Origin of the sequence: Brevundimonas sp. SL161 (assembly GCF_049896985.1) — a bacterium.
Lineage (GTDB): Bacteria > Pseudomonadota > Alphaproteobacteria > Caulobacterales > Caulobacteraceae > Brevundimonas.
On sequence record NZ_JAFCVJ010000030.1, the window covers coordinates 1 to 21,447 of the forward strand.

Here is a 21,447-nt window from a genome sequence, read left to right on the forward strand (position 1 = left end):
CGAGGGAACCAACCGACATGGTTGTATCTTTCAAAAAGACCGCAGAGTGTCAGTATCATCGTAATGACCATCACTGGTCATCGCTAGGACACCGCCGCCTGCGTTTCTCTTTCCAAATCTACAATGTCAAAGACCAGACCGGCTGGGCCGGGGCACACTGTTTAACGCCGGTGTCCGGCGGAGGCGGGGATTTAGGCGGGGGCGGCGTTCCGGTCAAGCGGCCATTTCGTGTTCCGCCGAAAAAAGACTGCTGGGGTCCAGATGGCCGCAACGCGGACTCCTGCGCCCACCTGCCGTCTGACGTTAAAGAAGCCCTGCCATCGGTCGCAGGCCGCGCGGCTCGACCCGACCCGACCCGACCGCGGAGGATCCGCTCCATGGCTTGTCGATGGGCCTTTGACAGAGTCGCGAAGAATGCGGCGTCTCGCTGGTCGACAATCGCGGCCAACCGGAGAACACGCGTTTCGGCTTCTGCCGTGAGCATTATGGAATGTGTACGGCCGTCAGAGTGATGCCCGCGACGGGTGAGCAGGCCTTTGTCGGGGCTGACAGGTTAACCGTGCCAAGTGGAGACCTGCCCTACCCTGCCTGAAATCAGTCAACGGCGGCCGCCCAGGCGGTCGCCGCATCGGCGCGGAAGCGCCGAAGGGTGGGTCTGCTGATCAGATGCCGTTGGATGTTGAAGGTGTTGTAGATCGCCGCGTGGGTGGTGAAGAATCTCTGGGCTGAGGCTTGCGATTTGAACCGCTGCTACTGCCGCTCTCGTCGTCGGATCGGAAGGTGTGAGTTCTCTGCCTGATTGTTCTCCCGAAGCCCGCCCGGTCGGTGCAAATGCCTGAGTTCCAACACATCGAGCGCTGCGCCATATGAGGCGAGGCCGGCGGTCGTGATCGTCCGCGGCTCGATCGGCTGGCTTTTAAGGAGACGCCTGAGCCGCCTCAACGCGGCCCCCGTGTCCCGCCGGCGCTGGACCACGAGGTCGAGGACCTCGCCTTCGTCATCCACAGCCCGCCACAGATACATCCGCTTTCCGCCGATCGGACAAACCATCTCGTCCAGGCGACAGCGAGGCGAAGGCACAGGCCGAAGCCGCTTCAGCCGCCTCGCGATCAGCGGGCCGAACGTGAACGTCCAGCACCTGATCGTCTCATAGCTGACGTCGATCTCGCGATGCGCCAGGAGCTCTTCGACGTCGCGAAAACTTAGGCCGTACCGGAAGTACAGCCACATGGCATGGCGAATCACAGCCGTCCGAACCCGGTGGAGCTCGAACAAAATCGGCTTCACGAAATGTCTTCTCCCCCAGTGGCCTACAGCCGAATTACTGGAGAACTTTTAGCGTTCGCCTGACAGCACCCGACGGTATCAGGGGGCGTCACAGGGTCGAAATCGGCACGCCATAACAGTCCCGGTCACCTTAAAAAGCGTACGGCTCTGACCGGGCGTCCACCGACACTGTGGTCTCGCCGTCGAAAGTCAGGCGCAGTCTCCCCGCGATCACCGACACGCAGCGTTCGACGTCAGGGAACAGGGAACGGGCGCCGGGTCCGAGGACATCAGCGACGCTGAGGCGCCAGTCGAAGTCGTCCAGGTCCGCTCCCGGAGGCCAGGCCGCGATTTCACGCTTGAAGCCGCCTAGGTTCTTCCTGGGCGTCGCTGTCCGGTCGCCGGCGACCAAAATCGTCGAGATCATCCCAGGATGCCGGGCAGGTCGAGCCCTTTCTCGCGCGCCGTGTTCAGGGCGATATCATAGCCCGCGTCGGCGTGGCGCATGACGCCGGTGGCCGGGTCGTTCCAGAGAACACGCGCGATCCGCTTCGCTGCCGCCTCGGTGCCATCGCAAACAATGACCAGACCGGCGTGTTGGGAAAAGCCCATGCCGACCCCGCCGCCGTGGTGGAGCGAAACCCAGGTCGCGCCCGAGGCCGTACTCAGCAGGGCGTTCAACAGGGGCCAGTCGGAGACCGCGTCAGATCCGTCGCGCATGGCCTCCGTCTCACGGTTCGGCGACGCGACAGAGCCGGAATCGAGATGGTCGCGGCCGATGACGATGGGACCCTTGAGCTCGCGTGAGGCCACCATCTCGTTGAAGGCAAGGCCGAGCCGGTCGCGGTCGCCCAGACCGACCCAACAGATGCGCGCAGGCAAACCCTGAAACCTGATCTTCTCGGCGGCCATGTCGAGCCAGTTGTGCAGGTGCGGATTGTCGGGGATCAGCTCCTTCACCTTGGCGTCGGTCTTGGCGATGTCCTCGGGATCGCCCGACAGGGCCACCCAACGGAACGGGCCGATGCCCCGGCAGAAAAGCGGGCGAATATAGGCAGGGACGAAGCCGGGGAAGTCGAAGGCTTTTGCGACGCCGGCCTCCTTCGCCATCTGGCGGATGTTGTTGCCGTAATCGACGGTGGGCACGCCGGCGGTCTGGAAGTCGAGCATCGACTGGACATGTTCGGCCATCGAGGCACGGGCGGCCTGTTCGACCTGGTCGGGCGCCTGGGCGCGCATCGCTGTCCACCGCTCCATCGTCCAGCCCTTCGGCAGATAGCCGTTGATCGGATCGTGGGCTGAAGTCTGATCGGTGAGCAGATCGGGCCGGACGCCGCGCCGGAACAGTTCGGGCAGAAGTTCGGCCGCGTTGCCGAGAAGGCCGACCGATATCGGCGCCTTCGCCTCGCAGGCGGCGTGGATCAGGGCGAGGGCCTCGTCGAGATCCTCGGCCGCCTGATCGAGATAGCCGGTGCGCAGACGCATGGCGATCCGGCTTGGGTCACACTCGATCGCGAGACACGATGCGCCAGCCATCACCGCCGCCAGCGGCTGGGCTCCGCCCATTCCGCCGAGTCCGGCGGTCAACAGCCAGCGGCCCGACAGGTCTCCACCATAGTGCTGGCGGCCCATCTCGACGAAGGTCTCATAGGTGCCCTGAACGATGCCTTGGGCACCGATATAGATCCACGACCCGGCCGTCATCTGGCCGTACATGGCCAGACCCTTGCGATCGAGCTCATTGAAATGCTCCCACGTCGCCCAGTGGGGGACGAGGTTGGAATTGGCCAGAAGGACGCGGGGGGCATCGGCATGGGTGCGGAAGACGCCGACCGGTTTGCCTGACTGGATCAGGAGGGTCTCGTCGTCCTCGAGCCGGCGCAGGGTGTCGACGATGGCGTCGAAGCTCTTCCAGTCACGGGCGGCCCGACCGATGCCGCCATAGACGACCAGTTCCTCGGGCCGTTCAGCAACGTCGGGGTCGAGGTTGTTCATAAGCATCCGCAGCGCCGCCTCGGTCAGCCAGCTCTTGCAGGTACGCTCAGCGCCTCGGGCAGCGCGAATGACGCGGGTGGGGTCTTTGCGGTTCATGACGGGCTCGGAGTTTCAGTAAAGGTCAGGCAGGCGATCAAGATCGCCTGCAAGGTGGCCCGCAGAGGCTCAGCCTGTTGAGGGTCGGAGGGAGAGGGCCATGTCGTGGGCTCCGGCGCTTGAGCCGGGTCGTCCATGTACCAGCGACAGGCCAATTCCATCGGGATCGCATTGATCCCCATTTCGGGCCTGCCGTAGTGTCGTCTGATCGAGCCGCCCCGAAGCCGGCCGTTGATGACCCGACTGAACGGTCCGGCTTTGCAGGGGGAGGCGCCCGCCGGATCGCGGTTCACGTCGATCACGCTCCGGCTTGTCCGGGTGCGGATCGTGGTCGCGCCCAGGTCGGTCGCGAAGCCATAGAGTTTATCGACCCACCAATCGGCGTCTCTGGTCGCCAGCCAGGGCGAGACGAACCTGCCGGCGAGTTCCGCCGGAATGTCCGAGCCGGTGTGCGGCAGGCTGACGATCAGCGGCCCGGGGCCGCGATGACCCTCGAGCCATTCCATCAACAGACTCCGGGCAAGGAGACGCCAGCGGCCGTGACTATGGCTCCTGAGCGAATGAGGGCGAGCGCGGCCTCGATATCGGGATGGAAATGGCGGTCCTCCTCCAGGTGAGGAACGGTGTTGCGGAGCAGGGCCCGCGCGGTTTCCAGAGCCGCGCTCGACCGCAGCGGGCGGTGGAAGTCGCAGCCCTGCACGGCTGCCAGAAGTTCGATGCCGACCACGGCGTTGGCCGATTCGACCATGGCCAGCAAACGACGCGCGCCGTGGGCGGCCATGGAGACGTGGTCCTCCTGATTGGCTGAGGTCGGGATGGAATCCACGCTGGCCGGATAGGCCTTCTGCTTGTTCTCCGACACCAGGGCCGCAGCCGTCACCTGGGGGATCATGAAGCCGGAGTTCAGGCCGGGCCTTGCGGTGAGGAAGGCGGGCAGGCCGGACAGGGCGGGATCCACCAGCATGGCGATCCGCCGTTCCGACAGAGAGCCGATTTCGCAGATCGTCAGCGCGATCATATCGGCAGCGAAGGCGACCGGCTCGGCGTGGAAATTGCCGCCCGACAGGGCTTCGTCGGTCGCCGGGAAGATCAGCGGGTTGTCACTGACGCCGTTCGCCTCGATCAACAGGGTCGTCGCCGCCTGACGCAGGACATCTAGCGCGGCACCCATCACCTGTGGCTGGCAACGCAGGCAATAGGGGTCTTGCACGCGTTCGTCATCGATGGCGTGGGACGCCCGGATGGCTGACCCGTCCATCAACATCCGAAGCGCGGAAGCGGTCTCGATCTGGCCGAGATGACGCCGCAGCGCATGGATCCGTGGATCGAACGGCGTGTCGGATCCCTTGGCCGCCTCTGTCGACAGGGCGCCGGCGATGAGCGCGCTCTGGAACAGGGTCTCAGCGCCGAACAAGGCGGCAAGCGCATTCGCGGTCGAGAACTGGGTGCCGTTGAGCAGGGCCAGACCTTCCTTGGGGCCGAGGATCAGGGGTTCGAGACCGGCGAGGGCCAGGGCCTGGGCGGCCGGCCGGCGCACGCCGTCGACCTCGATCTCGCCGACACCGATCATGGCGGCGGCCATGTGAGCGAGGGGCGCGAGATCGCCCGAGGCGCCGACAGAGCCTTGGCAAGGGATGACCGGGGTCAGGCCCCGCACGAGCAGGGCCTCCAGCAGGGCGACAGTGGCCGGCTGAACGCCCGAGGCGCCTTGCGCCAAGCTTGCCAGTTTCAGCGCTATCATCAGGCGGATGACCGGCGTGGGCGACGGCTCGCCGACCCCCGCCGCGTGCGACAGGACGATGTTGCGCTGCAGAGTCGCCAGATCGCTGGCCTCGATGCGGACACTGGCCAGTTTTCCAAAGCCGGTATTGATCCCGTAGACCGGTTCGCCGCGCGCAAGAATCCGCTCGACGGCAGCGGCGCTGGCGCGGATCGGTTCGGCTGCGTCTGCATGCAGGACCGCAAGGGCGCCGCGATAGATGGCGCGCCAGTCGGCCAAGCTGACCTCGCCCGGCTTCATCACGATCGTGGCGGTCAGGGGGGTGTCAGTCATTGGCCTCTCCAGACACGGGTATGGAGCGGATTGAACCCCATACGGTAGACAAGTTCGGCGGGTCGTTCCTCGGCGGTGGTCGCGCCTTCGGCGATCAGGGCAGCCGCATCGGGCGCGACCACCGCCAACCGGGCATTGGTCCAGACGCGATCACGCTCCATTGTTCGCCCTCCGCCACCCACAGGAAACGCTGGTCGCTTGCCCTGATTATTGTATAGACATAATTCGGAACTATGAGGATTGTCCAGTGACAGTCGATACCCGGCACGCAAGATCGCCAGAGACCTGGCTTTGGTTCGATCAGGCCCTTCTCGACACAGGTTGGGTGCGGTCCGTCCGCATCGGAATCCACAATGAACTAATCGGCGCCATCGCGATCGGAGCTGCGGCCGAGCCCGGCGATCAGGTCCAGGCGACAGGCCTTCCCGGACTGACCAACCGGCTCAGCCATGTGTTCCAGAGTGGAATGGCGGGGCTGGCCGACGAATGCCTGGTCTGGCGCCCGGCCGGACTATCTGTTGTGCGACGCGGTAGAGGTCGATCGCCGTTGGTGTCTGGTTCACGCCACTCATATGTCCGTTCTGATCGACGCCGCCCAGGCGCTGAGAATGCTGGAGTACTCCCAGCGCCTGCTCGAACGCACTCGCACTGTGATGGAGGATGAGGCGAGCGGTTCGACGGGCGGCGGGATGGTCCGCGAGGCGCTCACAGGCAGCAGGGAATTCGGTCAGCCACGGGCTGGTGGTCGCCCGGGTAGCCGATCTCGTCGCCTTGTCCGGCGAAGCAGGCACGGACGAGATATCTTTCGGAGACGCCCGCCTCGATCAATGGATCTTCGCCTCGCGCGACCGGCGAGCGGACGCCGTCTGGCGTCGGGGTAGACAAGTCGTGGCGAATGGCCGCCATGTGGCGCACGCCGAAACAGCCCGCCGGTATGCTCGCGTGCTGTCGAGGATTCTGGACCTTGGGAACGCATGACCGGCGGCGCTGACACCACCCTGCATAAACGCATCCGGTCCGACATCGCTGAACGGATTTTGTCTGGGGACTGGGCTCCCGGACACCGCATTCCGTTCGAACACGAACTGATGGCCCAGTACGGCTGTTCCAGGATGACGGTGAACAAGGCGCTGACACCTTTGGCCGACAATGGCCTGATCATTCGGCGACGGCGGGCGGGGTCGTTCGTCGCCCGCCCGCGCATCCATTCGGCGGTGCTCGATATCCCCGACATTCAGGCTGAGATAACGGGCCGGGGCGAGCCCTACGGATACGAACTTTTGTCGCGCAAGATCCGGACTGCGAACCGGCGAGACAACAAAAGCCTGGAGCTCCCGGTCTCCGGCCGAATTCTGACCCTCCAGTGTCTCCATCGTGCGAGCGGACGTCCCTTCGCGATCGAGGAACGGTTAATCAGTCTGAGCGCCGTACCGGCCGCAGAGGCGGTCGATTTCGCACAGACCCCCCCGGGAACCTGGCTTCTGGGATTCGTCCCCTGGACCGAGGCCGAGCACAAGATCAGCGCGATCAACACATCCAGAGCGTCGGCCAAATTGCTTTTGATCGAACCCTCGGTCGCTTGCCTGTCTCTGGAAAGGCGAACCTGGCGAGGTGACGATCCGATTACCCACGTTCGTCTGACGTTCCCAGGCGAAGCCTACGATCTCGTCGCGCGGTTCGCCCCAATGGGCGAAAAGGCATTGTCAGGCTAACTTCCCCACGTCGAAAGCTCCCTACCCGCCGCCCTTCAGGCAGCAACAGACGCCCATTCGGCGTCCGCATCGGCGCGGAAGCGGCGAAGTGTGGGTCTGCTGATCAAATGACGTTGGATGTTGAAGGCGTCGTAGCTCGCTGCGTGGGTGGTAAGGAACCTCTGGGCTGAGGCCTCCGATTTGAACCGCTGCTGCTGCCGTTCTCATCTTCGGATCGGCAGCCAGGAGTTCTCAATGCGGTTGTTTTCTCAAAGCCGGCCGGGCCGGTGCGAATGCCTGAGATCCTGGCCATCGAGCGCTGCGCCCTAAGAGGCGATGCAACTGGCAGAAGGCGCTTCAGCCGCCTCGCGATCAGCGGGCCGAACGTGAACGTCCAGCACCTGATCGTATCATAGCTGACGTCGATCCCGCGTTGCGCCAGGAGCTCTTCGACGTCGCGAAAACTGAGGCTGAAACGGAAGTAGAGCCAGTCGGCATGGCGGATGACCTCCGCCCAGAACTGGTGACGCCTGAACGAACTCGACTTCCCGAAATATGATCCCCGTCAGTGGCTTACGCCACAAATACCGGAGACCTTTAGCGTTCGCCTGACAGCACCCAACCGATCAGGCTCTAAAGCGCTAGCACCTCGGCCAGACGGGCGTGGGCGCTGATCCGGTGCGCGCATTGATCGACGCCGGCAACCAGAGCTTTCAGGTCTTCGGGAGCAATGGCTCCACGTCGGACGAGGCGCAGAAGATTGACGGCCGGCGTGAGTGCGCCGTCAAGCCAGGCGTCGGTGATCATCAGGGCCCCCACGAGCCGACCGAGCGCATAAAGCGTATCGACCAGGCCTTCGATCTCGATCGTCGCACAACAGGCCAGCATTTCGTTGACGAGGGCGTGAAGGGTCCGCAACTCCTCAGCCGTTGGCTGTCGATGAGGATCCGCTGTCATCTCGATGATCTCGGCGATGGCTGCGTCGATCGCCTCTGGTGAAGTGACGTTCCTAGGCAGTCTTCGGCGCATCACGAATGGCAGGACTGACCGCGGCCACAGCAGTGGCGAGAGATGCGATATTGTTCACCGCCATCTTCCGCATGATCCGCCCTCGAAAGACGTCGACGGTCCTTGGGCTGATACCAAGAGCGAGGCCCGCGCTCTTGCTGCTGCCGCCGGCGGTCAGGATCTCGACGACCTGGCGTTCTCGTTGAGACAGGCTCGCATAACGCAGATCGACATCCGTTTCGGGCGGCGCCGGTGTGGCCAGACGAGAGGACAGGGACGCCTGGACTATGGCCAGAAGCTTTTGTGGGGGGAAGGGCTTGATCAGAAAGTCAGTCGCGCCGGCGCGTATGGCGGCCACGGCGTCCGGAACGTCCCCGTGGCCGCTGATCACGACGATCGGCCAAGAGAGACCCTTCTCCCCCGTCAGCTTGCTCACAAGTGTCAGCCCATCCATTTCCGGCATGCGCAGGTCCGTGACGATGCACGCGGGAGACAAACCGGGCAGCGCCGCCAGGAAGTCTGTCGCCAGGGGGAACGACCGGACCTCATAGTTCGCGGACGAGAAGACCGCCTCAAGCGACTCCAGCACTGCGGCGTCGTCATCGATCAGAACGACCCTGCTGACCACAATGGCTCCAAAGCGATACTGCGCGACTGTGAATGGTTCACATCCGCAACTATGGGACGTTCTGCTTAGGCAGGCGGAAGCTTGGCCGACAAGCAAGCGTTTTTACTTATCGATCCCCGCCACACCGTCAATATGGTGCTGTCAAATTTCCGCCAAGGCGAACAGCGCCCTGCCCATCTAGGCTCAGGGCTCATTGCGTGGCGATGTCAGGGTGACCGCATCGGGTTGAGAAGCCCCCGACCCTGCCGCCCTTCAGGCAACCGCCGCCGCCCATGCGGCCTCAGCATCGGCGCGGAAGCGGCGACGTGTGGGTCTGCTGATCAAATGACGCTGGATTTTGAGGCTGGTGTAGCTCGCTGCGTGGGCGTTGCGAAATCTCTGGACTGAGGCTGGGATTTGAACCGCCGCTGTCGCTCTCGTCGTCGGATCAGAAGCTGGGAGTTCTTCGCCCGATTATTGTCTCGAAGCCGGCTATCGAGCGCTGCGCCATATGAGGCGATGGAACTGGCCGAAGGCGCTTCAGCCGCCTCGCGACCAGCGGGCCGAACGTGAACGTCCAGCACCTGATCGTCTCATAGCTGACGTCGATCTCGCGTTGCGCCTGGAGCTATTCGACGTCGCGAAAACTGAGGCTGAAACAGAAGTAGAGCCAGTCGGCATGGCGGATGACCTCCGCCGGGAACCGATGGCTGACTGACACCGGCTTCACAATAGTCCATCCCGGTCAGTGGCTTACACTCTGTTCAGTGGGCAGAAGTTAGTGTCAGACCGACAGTACCCCGTCCACAGATGACAGCACCGCCACGCGTCTGTGCTCAAACGTCGCCTTGACGGGAAGTTGCGCTCGGCTTCCTGCTGATCGATGGCCTCCGGAATATCGACGAATTGGCGCTACCACCCACAGCGCGACGCTCTGCTGGCGGAGGCTCACGCCCGCCCTTTCACACCACTGGTCGGCCCCGCGCTCGTGACGCGGATCGCCACACTTTCAGGTCAGGCTGGCGAGCAAGGCGACCGGGACCACATGGCCCTGTGCCGCCGCCTTGGGCAAGCCGAACCAGGCCCCACAGCCCGCTGGTGCGGCCTTGAAGCCGGGACATGGCATCTGAGATGGGAGCGCCACACTGAGTTTTCGACCTGGACCTTCTTCCGCTCGCCCGTGAACAAGGCGCCCTTCGCCGAGACCGCTCTCGACATGGTGCCGATTGACTGGCTCGGCGCGTGGCCGGGCGACGTCCTGGTCGCGACGAGGCTGGAGGTTTGGAGCCATGCAGATGTGACTGCCGCCACAGCCCTGTTTGCCGTCGGCGTCACCGGCGGCCGACTGGTCGACAGCGACACCCTTGTTCTGACTGATTTCAGGGCCGACGCGGAAGGCATGACCAGGTTTCTGCTGTTATCCGACGACGTCGGCGACGGCGCCTTGACCGGGCGACTTGTTCAGACCCTGCTGGAGGTCGAGACCTATCGTCTGATGGCTCTTCTTGCCTTTCCAGTCGCAGGGGAGTCGGCCTCGGCGCTCTCTTGCATCGAGGCCACGGCGGCGGACCTCGCTCACCAACTCGCCGAGGATGCCGATCCAGATGCCGACCGGCTGTTGCTGGATCGACTGGCGGCTGTCGCTGGCGAAACCGAGGCGCTGATCAGTCGTACGAATTTCCGCTTTGACGCAGCCGCAGCCTATCACCGCCTCGTGCGCGAGCGGATCGAGCGGCTGCGTGAACAGCACCTCGAGGGTCTTCTGACGCTGGGCGAGTTCATGCAGCGTCGTTTGGACCCGGCGATGCGGACCTGCGACGCGGTGGCGGAACGGCAGCGCGCAGCCATCGCCCGGATCGCCCGGATGACACAGATGCTCAACACCCGGGTCGAAGTCGCAGCCGAAGCTACGAGCGCCGCCCTGCTGGCGTCGATGGACCGCCGCGCAGGTGCTCAGCTAAGGCTGCAACAGGCAGTCGAGGGTCTGTCGACGGTGGCCATTGCCTATTATACCGTTGGCCTGATGTTGTTACCTCTGAAGGGGCTGGAGCGCATCTGGACCCAATTCGACGCCACGCTCGTCGCGGGCTTGCTCACCCCGTTTGTGTTGGCGGGGGTCTGGCTTGGACTAAGGGCATGGCGCGAGCAATTCGCCCATGAGGGCTGACAAGCCAGGCCCGCCAAGGCGAATTTCGCCGGTGTAAGCGGACGGTGTTGAACCGCCTCGGGGGCTGGCAGGGCAACCTGGCCAGATCGAAGATCGCCCGACCCTGCCCGGGCAGGGTTGCCACCTCAGCCAAAACAGCGACTGCGTCGGCGCGGAACAGTATTTCCTCAACATCGCGGAACCGAGGCTAGACCCGAAGTCCAGCCTGACGACCTCGCAGATCACCCCTGCGGGAAACAGATTCAGCTCGAGCGGAACCGGCTTGCGAAACACTAGCGCCGTCAGCCGCCGAATCCGCCTTTGGCGGAGACTACCTGGCGTTTGCCCGACAGCCCCCCCGAGGGCCTCGGTCGGGCAGCTACTTTTGAGGCTGGAAAGCTCTGCCGCGATTGCCGATCATCACCCAACCAGCATTTGTGGGTTGATACCCCCCCCTTGGCTTGGCGACGGCGAGCCCCAGCACGGCCAGCTCCGGCCCCCGGCTTACATTCGCCACCCGATCAGGATCGACCATGTCAAGGAGCGCATCAATGCGTTCGGGGTCTGTCATCATCATGAATCTCGGCGAAGGCGTGTGGGGGGATAAAGTATCGGCCCCTCCCATAGCCTATTCCCGGTTCCATGGCGGCGGAAGTTGGCCTGCCTTGAACAGGATCGTGGGATTCTCGTCATAATCACCCATCTCGGTGTCTGCCGAGACGGCGAACGCGACCACGCCCAGCCGGAGCGGTGCGAGACGTTCGGCTTTCCGGCGGGCTTCCTCAGCGGACGTGCAGCCCATCTGCTGCTCAGCCTTCAGGCCTTTTCCGCGCCCCTGGACGTAGGCCTGGATGATGTAGACGGTCTCGACAGCCATTGGTTCAGCTCCGGTGCGACGGGCCGCCTTATAGACACGCCGCCAGCGGAATGGACCCGCAAAACGCGACCTGGGCGCGGAGCTCTGTAGTCAATCCCCATGCGTCAGACTCCGTAGCCTTCAACCGAAAATCTGAAGGGGTAATGCCGACGAGCACAATGCCTAAAAGCTCACTATTCGAGCTTCACCCAGATCTGTCTCAATAAGAGGCTCGTGCAGGCGCCCGGCGACGAGGTCCTCGATCAGGGCAGCGGATATGCGGGTCGGCCACCTCGAGGGCTCCTGCAATCCCCGTCGCCTGCACTCAGCACCGGGCCATATCCGCCGAGCCGAGGCCGAACGCGGAGTCGCTCAATCCCCTCCAAATGTGCGGGGGAAGATCAGATTTTGCCGGAGACCTTTTAGCGCTAGAGTGACCGCATCAGGGGCCGTTCGCCCCATGAACCTTAACAGCTTCCCGGCCCCGGTTAACAGCTGAGTCGCATCCGGCCCACCCGTGCTCGCGTAGCTCACAGCGTTCAGCCGAGGGCGGCGTGATGACATCCACCGCACGTCCTGCGTGCCACGGGTTCATTGCATCGTCCTCAGCGGCCAACTGGGATAGACGATGACCGACACACCGGGCGTGATCGAGACGGCTTCGTACAGCGAAGCCAGGCCGCCCTGGGTGGTCCCGCTGATCGGAGCCCTGTCTTCACTGTGGCGAGTCGGCCGCCTTCTGATCGTCGATCCCGCGGGTCGCTCGCTGGCGGTCGGCCCCGGGTCGGCCCAGGCCGTTGTCTGGCGTATCCGGAACTGGCGAGCGTTCTCGCGGATGCTCAAGCGCGGCGATATCGGGTTCGCGGAAGGCTATGTGGCCGGGGATTGGGACACGCCGGACCTCCCTGGTCTCCTCCTGGCTTTCGCCGACAACTACGACCACCTCGGCCGCCTTGTGGGCGGCAATCCGGTCGCACGGGCGATCGACGCGATCCGCCACGCGTTCTCTTCGAACACCCGCAAGGGCTCGCGGCGGAACATCGTCGCCCACTACGACCTTGGCAACGATTTCTACGCCCGGTGGCTGGATCGGGGAATGACCTACTCCTCGGGCCTGTTCGCCTCTCCGGACCAGACCTTGGAGGACGCCCAGAACGCCAAATACGCAGCCGTGGCCGACGCCGCCGATATCCGTCCGGGCCAGTCAGTTCTTGAGATCGGCTGCGGCTGGGGCGGATTCGCCGAGTATCTGGCTCGCGAGCGCGCGGTTCACGTCACGGCCATCACCCTGTCGCCATCCCAGAAGGCCTTTGCCGAGCAACGCATCGCTCAAGCCGGTCTGAACGACCAGGTCTCGATCCAGTTGATCGACTACCGCGACGTGCCGGGATCGTTTGATCGTATCGTCTCGGTCGAAATGTTCGAGGCGGTGGGCGAGGCATACTGGCCGACGTTCTTCGAGACAGTCCGCGCCCGGCTCGCGCCCGGCGGCCGCGCCGGACTGCAGATCATTACGATCCGGGACGACCTGCTCGCGACCTATCGCCGGCGGCCCGATTTCATTCAGATGTACGTCTTCCCCGGCGGAATGCTGCCGTCCGAGACACGGCTGGCGCGGGCTGTCGGCGCCGCCGGACTGGAGGGACGGGTGGTTCGCCGCTTCGGCGCCGACTATGCGGAAACCCTTCGGCGCTGGCGGGTCGCCTTCGACACCGGCTCCGCCGCGGGCAAGGATGAGCGATTCTGCAATCTGTGGCGCTACTACCTCGCCTACTGCGAGGCCGGGTTCCGCTCGGGGCGGACGGACGTCGTCCACATGACCCTCTCCCGCGACTGATCGCCGATCGGCATCCGGAGCGGGCGTCCGAGCGTAGTTGCACAGGCCCAGAATTCGACCACAGGCAGCTCAATGTTCGACCGCACCCTCGACTCAACGACCGGCCCGAAGCGGCGCATCGCGGTGGTGGGTGCAGGCATCGCCGGCCTGTCGGCGGCCTGGCTGCTGTCGCGGCGCCACGAGGTGGTGCTGTTCGAGACCGAAAACCGGCTGGGCGGCCATTCCTGCACCGTCGACGCGCCGTCTCCGGATGGTTCTATCGCGGTGGACACCGGCTTCATCGTCTACAACGAGCCGAACTATCCGAACTTTACGGCCCTGCTCGACCATCTCGGCGTGGCGAGCAAAGCGGCGCATATGTCGTTCGCCGTCTCGATGAACGCGGGCGGTTTCGAATACTCCAGCCATGGTGCGCGCGGCCTGTTCGCCCAGAAGCGCAACCTCGCCAGCCCCCGGTTCTGGGGCATGCTGATGGATCTGAAGCGGTTTCACCGGACCGCCGCCGGCGACCTGGCTGAACTGGATCGGTCGCTGTGCTCACTGGGCCGCTACCTGGACGACCACAAATACGGCGACAGCTTCCGCGACCTGCATCTGCTGCCCCAGGCCGCGGCGATCTGGTCGTCAACGCCGCGCCAGATGGCGGACTATCCGGCCGCCGCCTTCATCCGCTTCTATCGCAACCACCGCCTGCTCGAAGTCGACATGGAGCCAACCTGGCGCACGGTCGCGGGCGGTAGCCGTCGATATGTCGAGGCGCTCGCTGCCGATTTCCAGGGAGACGTTCGCCTCAACGAGCCGGTCTCCCGCATCGAGCGCGGAGCCGATGGCGCGACCCTGCACACCCGGTGTGGCGCGGAACGTTTCGACGCGGTGGTTCTGGCCGTTCACTCCGATCAGGCCCTAGCCCTCCTGGCCGAACCAGGCGCGGACGAACGACGCCTGCTCCAGCCCATGGCCTACGGTCGCAACCGCGTCGTCCTGCACCGCGACTGCAGCTTCATGCCGCGCCGCCGCAGCGCCTGGGCCGCCTGGAACTACGTCGGCGCCGGCCGGGCCGATGCGGGCGGCGCCGCCAGCGTCACCTACTGGATGAACCTGTTGCAGGGGCTTTCCGGACCGGAACTCTTCGTGACCCTGAACCCCGAGCGTGAGCCAGATCCGGCCCTGGTGCTCGCCGACCGCGACTTCGATCACCCCATTTTCAATGCGGATGCAATGCTCGCCCAGCGCGGCCTCGGTTCGCTGCAGGGACGGAACAACACCTGGTTCTGCGGTGCCTGGTTCGGCTCGGGCTTCCACGAGGACGGTCTCCAGGCCGGACTGGCTGTCGCCGAAGACATTGGCGGCGTTCGCAGGCCCTGGAGCGTGCCAAACGAAAGCGACCGAATCCCCATGCCCATCCCCGCCCTAGAGCCCTTGGCGGACCGATGATCACGAGGCTGAGATCGGGAATCTACTCGGGTCCGGTGTTTCACCGCCGCCTGCGCCCCCGCGTCCATGCGCTGCGCTATCGGCTGTTCATGCTGCTGATCGACCTCGAGGAATGGGATGATCTGGTCGGCCGTCTGCGGTGGCTCGGGTCCGGGCGGTTCGGCCTGATGAGCCTGCGACAGAGCGATCACGGCGATGGCTCCGCCATGCCCCTGAAAGTCCAGATCGAACAGCGGATGCGCGCTGCGGGCCTCGCAACCGGCGGGCAGGTGCAACTGCTGACCCTGCCCCGGATCCTCGGGTACGCCTTCAACCCGCTCAGCGTCTATTTCTGCCATGCCGAAAACGGTGGGCTGAGCGCCATCCTCTACGAGGTGTCCAACACCTTTGGCGGCCGCCACGCCTATCTGATGCCGGTCGGCGCCGCCTCGGGGCCTTTGCGGCAGTCGGTCGAGAAGGCCTTCCACGTCTCGCCGTTCATGGACATGGACCTGACTTACCGGTTCGAGGTTGATCCGCCTGAGAGCGAGCCGGCGGAGATCGCCCGTGTCTCCATCACGGTGGACGACGCCAACGGCCCCTTGTTGCTGACCGGCTTCTCGGGCCTCCGCTCCGAGATCACCGACGCCAACCTGCGCCGCGCCTGGCTCGGCCATCCCTTGCTCACACTCAAGGTCATCGCCGGCATCCACTGGGAGGCGGTTCGCCTTCTTCTCAAGGGCCTGCGTCTGCGCGGCGGGGTCACGCCCTCCCATCCCGTCACGGTCGGGGGACCGTCCGAAACCTCCACCGGAACCCGACATGCCTAGATTCGCCCTGCCGCTCGCGGCCACCCTTATTCTGATGATCGCCACGGCCGCCTCTGCAGAGGCGCCGGAACCCAGACGCACGATCGACCTCGACCGCTTCATGGGGCGCTGGCACGAGATCCTGCGCACGCCGAACGACCATCAGCGCGACTGCTGGGCCGCCAGCCAGGTCTGGAGCCGCCGCGCGCCAAATGACTTCTCGATCAGCCAGACCTGTCACCGGGGCGCTCGCGACGGTCGCGTCACCACCGTCAACACGCGGGCCCGCGTCACCGACACCTCGACCAACGCCAAGTTCGAGGCCAGCTTCTTCGCCGGCCTGATCCGCCAGCGCTACTGGGTCATCGACGTCGCCCCCGACTACAGCTGGATGATCGCCACAACCGCCGACGGCCGGTTCCCGGCCCTCCTCTCGCGCAGTCCGACCATGAGCGCGGCTGAACAGACGCGTCTGCGCAACCGAATGGCCGAGCTCGGCCTCCCGAACCGCCAGCTGATCCAGCGCTGAACCTGAAGGACCACACCTATGAGCCTCCTCGCCCAACGCGTGAACAAGCTTCAGGACGCGCCATTCCCCGACTTCATCATTCGCCCCGCCATCGCGCTTCTGGTTGCGACCGCGCGCAAGGGATACGCATCCGCCCCCGAAGATGAGGCCGGGTTCGCCCGCGAGATGGCCGACCGGCCTGTCGCAGAACACACGGACGCCGCCAACCAGCAGCACTATGAACTGCCCGCACGGTTCTTCCAGGTCTGCCTCGGCGCGCACCGGAAATACTCCAGCTGTTTCTACGAGACGCCGGACGCCACGCTCGACGATGCGGAGGCGTCGGCGCTGCGGATGACCTGCGAGCACGCGGACCTGAACGACGGTCAGGCGATTCTGGAGCTCGGCTGTGGCTGGGGCTCGCTGTCGCTGTGGATGGCCGCACACTACCCCGCCTCAGCCATCACGGCCGTGTCGAACTCCCGCAGCCAGAAGGCCTTCATCGACGCCGAGGCCGCCGCGCGCGGCCTGACGAACCTGACCATCGTCACCGCGGACATGAACGTCTTCGATATCGACAAGACCTTCGACCGGATCGTCTCGGTAGAGATGTTTGAGCATATGGCCAACTGGCGCGCCCTGCTGACCCGGGCCCGCACCTGGTTAAGGCCGGACGGGCGGATGTTCCTGCACGTCTTCAGCCACATCGACGCCCCCTACCGGTTCGAGGTCTCGGACGACGCCGACTTCATCGCCCAGCATTTCTTCACCGGCGGGGTGATGCCCAGCCACAACCTGATCCGCCAGTACGCCAACCTGTTCGAGGTCGAGCAGGACTGGCGCTGGAGCGGGACCCACTATCAGCGCACGGCAGACGACTGGCTGAATAATTTCGACAACAACGTCCACGAGATCAGAGGTCTGATGAAGGAGGTCTACGGCGTCGATCACGCTCTCTGGATGCGACGCTGGCGCCGCTTTTTCATGGCGACGGCTGGCCTGTTTGGCGATAGCGACGGAACGGTCTGGGGCGTCAGCCACTACCGCCTGAAGGGGATCTGAACCAATGCGTTACCTCGCTGCTTTCGGCACCTCGGCCTTCTTCATGCTGGCGCTCGACGCCGTCTGGCTGACGATGATGGGCGACCGCCTCTATCGCCCGGTGCTGGGAGACTGGATGAGAAAATCCTTCGACCTGCCGCCTGTCATAGCCTTCTATCTCCTGTTCCTGTCCGGCGTGACCTTCCTGGCGACCGTTCCGGCGCTCCAGCAAGGCTCATGGCAGCGCGCGGCGATCAACGGCGCCGTCATCGGGCTCGTCGCCTATGCAACCTATGACCTGACCAATCAGGCGACCCTGACCCGCTGGTCGATGACCATCACCCTGGTCGACATGGCGTGGGGCACCTTCCTCGCAAGCACGGCGGCGGTGGCCGGCTATTTCGGATCGCGCTGGCTGGTGCGCTGAGTTCGTACGAAAACCTGCGTCGCGAGCATCATCGCGGTCTGGCTGTTCAGGAGGAAGAACTGGCGTTGGGGTGACATCATCGCCCGCCCTCGGGATCAGTCAGCGATGACCGCCGTGCTCTCGATCTCCACCCGCGCAGCGTCTTCGATCAGGCCCTTGACCTCGACCACGGCCATGGCGGGGTAGTGGGGGCCCATCAACTCGCGCCAGATCGCGCCGATCTCGCGCAGCGCCGACAGGTATTCCCCCTTGTCGACGACGTACCAGGTCATGCGAACGACATGTTCTGGCCCCGCCCCGGCCTCGGCCAGGACCGCCAGGGTGTTGACCAGGGTCTGACGCACCTGGGGGATGAACCCGCCGTCAGGAAAGACGCCCTCGGGCGTCCAGCCGATCTGGCCGGCGATGAACACCATCAGGCCCTGAGCGGCGACGCCGTTGGAGTAGCCCCTGGGCCGGGGCCAGCCTTCGGGGAGCAGGACGCGGTTCACGCGGCGGTCTCCAGGAAGGGCGCGATGCCGGCGCGCAACTTGTCGGGCCAGGGTTCGGGATTCAGCGAAGAGCCGACGAAGACGAGGGTTTGGGTCGCCTCGAAGCGAAGTTGATCGCCGGCATGAATCCGGTGGCGCAAGCCGCAGGACGCGCCGCCCAGCCGGATCACGGTCAGGGTGACGGTCAGTTCGTCCTCCAGCCGCGACGGGGCGACAAAGCGGGCCTCGATGGCCGCGGTCGGGACGCTTACGCCCCGATCCATGTGCAGTTCGCGGAACGAGACGCCGAGCGCCTGCGCGAACCAGTCCTCGACCACGCCGTTCAGCATCTCGAAATAGCGCGGGTAGAAGACAATGCCCGCTGCGTCGCAGTCGGCGAAACGCACGCGACGTTCGACCGCGAAAACCTGGCCGAACAGGGCGGCGGTCATAGGGTCTCCTTGAGCCGGAAACGTTGCAGCTTGCCGGTCGGGGTCTTGGGCAGGCTCTCCACGAAGTCGAGCGCGCGGGGATATTTGTAGGGGGCGATAACGCCTTTCACGAAGGTCTGGAGTTCGTCGCGCAGGTCCGGGGACGGATCGATGCCTGGATTCAGAACGACGAAGGCCTTGCAGATCTGGCCGCGTTCCTCGTCCGGAGCGCCGATCACGGCGGCCTCGGCCACAGCGGCGTGACGCAGCAGGGCGTTCTCCACCTCGGGCGCGCCGATATTGTAGCCGGACGAGATGATCATGTCGTCGGCGCGGGCGACGAACCAGAAATAGCCGTCCGTGTCCTGGCGGTAGACGTCGCCGGTCAGGTTCCAGCCGTCCTGGACATAGGCCGCCTGGCGGTCGTCGTCGAGATAGCGGCAGCCGGTCGGGCCGCGAACCGCCAGCCGTCCGGTCTCACCGGGTGGAAGAGGCTGGCCCGCGGGGTCGATGATGCGAGCCTCATAGCCCGGCACGGCCTTGCCGGTCGCGCCGGGGCGGATGTCGTCGCCGCGCGCCGAGATGAAGACGTGGATCATCTCGGTCGAGCCGATGCCGTCGATGATGCGGACGCCGGTCGCCTCCTGCCAGGCGTCGGAGGTGGCGGCGGGAAGGGCCTCACCCGCCGAAACGCAGGTACTCAGGCTGGACAGGTCGTGGTCGCCGGCCAGCTTCAGCAGGGCGCGATAGCCGGTCGGGGCGGTGAGCAGAGCGGTGGCCTTGCAGCGCGCGGCCGTCTCGGCCAGCGCGTCGAATCCGGGCCTGTCGGGGAAGGCGGTCGCGGCGCCGGCGGCGGCCGGGAAGACCACCAGCCCGCCGAGGCCGAAGGTGAAGGCAATCGGCGGCGTGCCGACCACGATGTCGTCCTTCGTCAGGCCGACGATATGCCGCCCGAAGGTGTCGGCCATGGCGAGGATGTCGCGATGGAAATGAACGCAGCCCTTGGGCTTGCCCGTCGTGCCAGACGTGAAGGCGATCAGGGCAGGATCGTCGACGGCCGTCTCGACGGCGGTGAAACTGACCTCGGGCGGCAAGGCCTGGGCCGCCTTCTGCAGCGCGGCGGAGTCTATGACGCGCGTCAGCGACGGGGCGAGGGCGCATGCCTCGGCGACCACGTCGTTGAACATCTCATAGACCAGGGCATGGCTGACCTGGGCCTTGTCGATGACGGTGGCCAGTTCGGTCGCCCGGAGCATCGGCATGGTGGCGACCACCACCCCGCCAGCTTTCAGGATCGCGAACCACGCCAGCACCGTCCAGGACGAGTTCGGACCGTGCAGCAGGACCCGGTTTCCGGGAACCACACCCATCTCACCGCCCAGCACCCGGGCCATACGGTCCGAGATCGCGTCGACCCGGCTCCACGAAAACTCGTGGTCGAAATCGATCAGGGCGCGGGCGTCGCGACCTGCGGCGGCGATGGCCCGGCGCAGCAGTTCGACGCCCGCGTTGAGCCGGTCGGGATAGGCGAGCTCCGGCAAGTCGAAGAGGAGGTCAGGCCGCTGGTCAACCGGCGGCATGTGATCGATGACGAACCGGTCGATGTGCGCGCTGGCCCCCATCAGACGCCCCCACCCATCCCGGCGAGAACCTGCCGGGCGATGACGATCTTCTGCACCTCCGACGCGCCCTCATAGATGCGCAGGGCGCGGATCTCGCGATACAGCCGCTCGACCGGATGGCCCGAGACGACGCCCAGACCGCCGAACAGCTGTACCGCCGCGTCGATGACCTGCTGGGCCTCGTCGGTGGCGTAGAGTTTGGCCATGGCCGCCTCGCGGGTGACGCGCGGCGCGCCCTGATCCTTCAGCCAGGCGGCACGGTAGATCAGCAGGGCCGAGGCATCGATCTTCAACGCCATGTCGGCCAGCGCGGCCTGGACCAGTTGCAGGTCGCTCATCGGCGCGCCGAACAGCCGGCGGGCGACGGTGCGTGAAGCCGCCTCATCGAAGGCGCGGCGCGAGAAGCCGAGGGCGGCGGCGGCGACGGTCGAGCGGAATACGTCCAGCGTCGCCATGGCGATGCGGAACCCCTCGCCCGGCGCGCCGAGGATGCGGTCGCCGTCGATGCGACAGGCGGTGAACCGGATCGTTGCCAGGGGGTGGGCCGCCATCAGCGGGATGCGTTCGACGACCTCGAACCCCGGCGTATCGGCGTCGACGACGAAGGCGCTGAGGCCGCGCGCGCCCTCGCCTTCGCCGGTGCGGGCAAACACCACATAGCGGTCGGCCAGGCCTCCGTTGGAGATGAAGGTCTTGACCCCGTCCAGCACCCAGCCGGCGCCCTCGCGACGTGCGCTGGTGGACAGGGCCGCCACGTCCGAACCGGCATCGGGCTCCGACAGGGCGAAGGCGGCGATAGTCTCGCCCGCCGCCACGCCGGGCAGCCAGCGGGCCTTCTGATCGTCGGTTCCAAACAGGCTGATCGGGCCGGAGCCCAAACCCTGCATGGCGAAGACGAAATCGGCCAGACCCGAGCGTCGGGCGAGGGTCTCGCGCGTCAGGCACAGGGTGCGCACGTCCAGCCTGCCGTCCGCGTCGGGCACGGCGTTGCTCAACCAGCCGCCATCGGCCAGCGCCTTCAGTATCTTGCGGCAATCGCCGTCCAGATCGTGATCGCCGTGCAGACGCAGCGCCCCGTCGTTCGCCTGGGCCCAGGCCTCGATGTCCGCGGCGAAAGCGCGGTGACGGTCATCGAAGAACGGCCAGTCGAGAAAGGTGCGATCCGCCATGC

20 protein-coding genes and 3 pseudogenes are annotated in these 21,447 nt (G+C 65.4%); 9 read left to right on the forward strand and 14 right to left on the reverse strand.

Annotated elements, in window-relative coordinates; translation table 11 throughout:
- Nucleotides 1-594: 594 nt before the first annotated feature.
- The 6 genes and pseudogenes from ACP7AU_RS15205 to ACP7AU_RS15230 all read right to left on the reverse strand — a co-directional run.
- Nucleotides 595-1,287: pseudogene (locus ACP7AU_RS15205) on the reverse strand (IS6 family transposase).
- 130 nt (nt 1,288-1,417) lie between these two features.
- Nucleotides 1,418-1,693 (reverse strand): HutD family protein, encoded by a 276-nt coding sequence (locus tag ACP7AU_RS15210; RefSeq protein ID WP_426051944.1) that lies wholly within the window; start codon nt 1,691-1,693, stop codon nt 1,418-1,420.
- A complete protein-coding gene (gene hutU / locus ACP7AU_RS15215) occupies nt 1,690-3,357 on the reverse strand; it encodes a urocanate hydratase (protein WP_426051945.1) in 1,668 nt (555 codons plus the stop codon). The genes ACP7AU_RS15210 and hutU overlap by 4 nt, the downstream gene beginning before the upstream one ends.
- Complete coding sequence (locus ACP7AU_RS15220; RefSeq protein WP_426051946.1) at nt 3,354-3,863, reverse strand: N-formylglutamate amidohydrolase; 510 nt, start codon at nt 3,861-3,863, stop codon at nt 3,354-3,356. Before ACP7AU_RS15220 ends, hutU begins: the two co-directional genes overlap by 4 nt.
- On the reverse strand, nt 3,863-5,422 hold the full coding sequence (hutH, locus tag ACP7AU_RS15225) for a histidine ammonia-lyase (protein WP_426051961.1): 1,560 nt from the start codon (nt 5,420-5,422) through the stop codon (nt 3,863-3,865). The genes ACP7AU_RS15220 and hutH overlap by 1 nt, the downstream gene beginning before the upstream one ends.
- Nucleotides 5,407-5,478, reverse strand: a pseudogene (locus tag ACP7AU_RS15230) (hypothetical protein); the annotation flags it as partial. The pseudogene ACP7AU_RS15230 and the gene hutH, both read right to left, overlap by 16 nt.
- A 179-nt stretch (nt 5,479-5,657) precedes the next feature.
- Here ACP7AU_RS15230 and ACP7AU_RS15235 point away from each other — a divergent pair.
- The gene (locus tag ACP7AU_RS15235) at nt 5,658-6,074 is read left to right on the forward strand and encodes a hypothetical protein (RefSeq protein WP_426039523.1); all 417 of its coding nucleotides are present in this window, start codon (nt 5,658-5,660) and stop codon (nt 6,072-6,074) included.
- 310 nt (nt 6,075-6,384) lie between these two features.
- Nucleotides 6,385-7,122: a histidine utilization repressor gene (gene hutC / locus ACP7AU_RS15240; RefSeq protein ID WP_426039522.1), complete on the forward strand. Its 738-nt coding sequence runs from the start codon at nt 6,385-6,387 to the stop codon at nt 7,120-7,122.
- A 343-nt stretch (nt 7,123-7,465) separates the two neighbouring features.
- Here the strand turns inward: hutC and ACP7AU_RS15245 are convergent.
- The 3 genes and pseudogenes from ACP7AU_RS15245 to ACP7AU_RS15255 form a co-directional block, all read right to left on the reverse strand.
- A pseudogene (locus ACP7AU_RS15245) lies at nt 7,466-7,606 on the reverse strand (IS6 family transposase); the annotation flags it as partial.
- 128 nt (nt 7,607-7,734) lie between these two features.
- Nucleotides 7,735-8,019, reverse strand: a complete 285-nt coding sequence (locus tag ACP7AU_RS15250) for a hypothetical protein (RefSeq protein ID WP_426051947.1) — start codon at nt 8,017-8,019, stop codon at nt 7,735-7,737.
- A 91-nt stretch (nt 8,020-8,110) separates the two neighbouring features.
- Nucleotides 8,111-8,737, reverse strand: coding sequence for a response regulator transcription factor (locus ACP7AU_RS15255; RefSeq protein WP_426051948.1), 627 nt, complete (start codon nt 8,735-8,737; stop codon nt 8,111-8,113).
- 862 nt (nt 8,738-9,599) lie between these two features.
- On the opposite strand from ACP7AU_RS15255, the gene ACP7AU_RS15260 reads away from it, so the two are divergent.
- Complete coding sequence (locus tag ACP7AU_RS15260; RefSeq protein WP_426051949.1) at nt 9,600-10,883, forward strand: DUF3422 family protein; 1,284 nt, start codon at nt 9,600-9,602, stop codon at nt 10,881-10,883.
- A gap of 607 nt (nt 10,884-11,490) precedes the next feature.
- Here ACP7AU_RS15260 and ACP7AU_RS15265 read toward each other — a convergent pair.
- Nucleotides 11,491-11,739 carry a hypothetical protein gene (locus ACP7AU_RS15265; protein WP_426051950.1) on the reverse strand — a complete coding sequence of 83 codons (249 nt, stop codon included), beginning with the start codon at nt 11,737-11,739 and terminating at the stop codon, nt 11,491-11,493.
- A 607-nt stretch (nt 11,740-12,346) separates the two neighbouring features.
- Between ACP7AU_RS15265 and ACP7AU_RS15270 the strand changes: the two genes are divergently transcribed.
- From ACP7AU_RS15270 to ACP7AU_RS15295, 6 genes are all read left to right on the forward strand, one after another.
- On the forward strand, nt 12,347-13,555 hold the full coding sequence (locus ACP7AU_RS15270; protein WP_426039518.1) for a class I SAM-dependent methyltransferase: 1,209 nt from the start codon (nt 12,347-12,349) through the stop codon (nt 13,553-13,555).
- A 72-nt stretch (nt 13,556-13,627) separates the two neighbouring features.
- Nucleotides 13,628-14,989, forward strand: a complete 1,362-nt coding sequence (locus tag ACP7AU_RS15275) for an NAD(P)/FAD-dependent oxidoreductase (protein WP_426051951.1) — start codon at nt 13,628-13,630, stop codon at nt 14,987-14,989.
- On the forward strand, nt 14,986-15,798 hold the full coding sequence (locus ACP7AU_RS15280) for a DUF1365 domain-containing protein (RefSeq protein ID WP_426051952.1): 813 nt from the start codon (nt 14,986-14,988) through the stop codon (nt 15,796-15,798). Before ACP7AU_RS15275 ends, ACP7AU_RS15280 begins: the two co-directional genes overlap by 4 nt.
- On the forward strand, nt 15,791-16,306 hold the full coding sequence (locus ACP7AU_RS15285; RefSeq protein ID WP_426039515.1) for a lipocalin family protein: 516 nt from the start codon (nt 15,791-15,793) through the stop codon (nt 16,304-16,306). Before ACP7AU_RS15280 ends, ACP7AU_RS15285 begins: the two co-directional genes overlap by 8 nt.
- An 18-nt stretch (nt 16,307-16,324) precedes the next feature.
- Nucleotides 16,325-17,347, forward strand: a complete 1,023-nt coding sequence (locus ACP7AU_RS15290; RefSeq protein WP_426051953.1) for an SAM-dependent methyltransferase — start codon at nt 16,325-16,327, stop codon at nt 17,345-17,347.
- Nucleotides 17,348-17,351: 4 nt separating this feature from the next.
- Nucleotides 17,352-17,753 (forward strand): DUF2177 family protein, encoded by a 402-nt coding sequence (locus ACP7AU_RS15295; protein ID WP_426051954.1) that lies wholly within the window; start codon nt 17,352-17,354, stop codon nt 17,751-17,753.
- Between the two features lie 95 nt (nt 17,754-17,848).
- On the opposite strand, the gene ACP7AU_RS15300 is transcribed toward ACP7AU_RS15295, so the two are convergent.
- The 4 genes from ACP7AU_RS15300 to ACP7AU_RS15315 are packed head-to-tail and all read right to left on the reverse strand — an operon-like array spanning nt 17,849 to nt 21,445.
- Nucleotides 17,849-18,244 carry a RidA family protein gene (locus ACP7AU_RS15300; protein WP_426039512.1) on the reverse strand — a complete coding sequence of 132 codons (396 nt, stop codon included), beginning with the start codon at nt 18,242-18,244 and terminating at the stop codon, nt 17,849-17,851.
- On the reverse strand, nt 18,241-18,675 hold the full coding sequence (locus ACP7AU_RS15305; RefSeq protein ID WP_426039511.1) for an acyl-CoA thioesterase: 435 nt from the start codon (nt 18,673-18,675) through the stop codon (nt 18,241-18,243). The genes ACP7AU_RS15300 and ACP7AU_RS15305 overlap by 4 nt, the downstream gene beginning before the upstream one ends.
- Entirely contained in the window at nt 18,672-20,276 is a 1,605-nt protein-coding gene (locus ACP7AU_RS15310; protein ID WP_426051955.1) for an AMP-binding protein, read from the reverse strand. The genes ACP7AU_RS15305 and ACP7AU_RS15310 overlap by 4 nt, the downstream gene beginning before the upstream one ends.
- Nucleotides 20,276-21,445: an acyl-CoA dehydrogenase family protein gene (locus ACP7AU_RS15315; RefSeq protein WP_426039509.1), complete on the reverse strand. Its 1,170-nt coding sequence runs from the start codon at nt 21,443-21,445 to the stop codon at nt 20,276-20,278. Before ACP7AU_RS15315 ends, ACP7AU_RS15310 begins: the two co-directional genes overlap by 1 nt.
- Between the last annotated feature and the right edge of the window lie 2 nt (nt 21,446-21,447).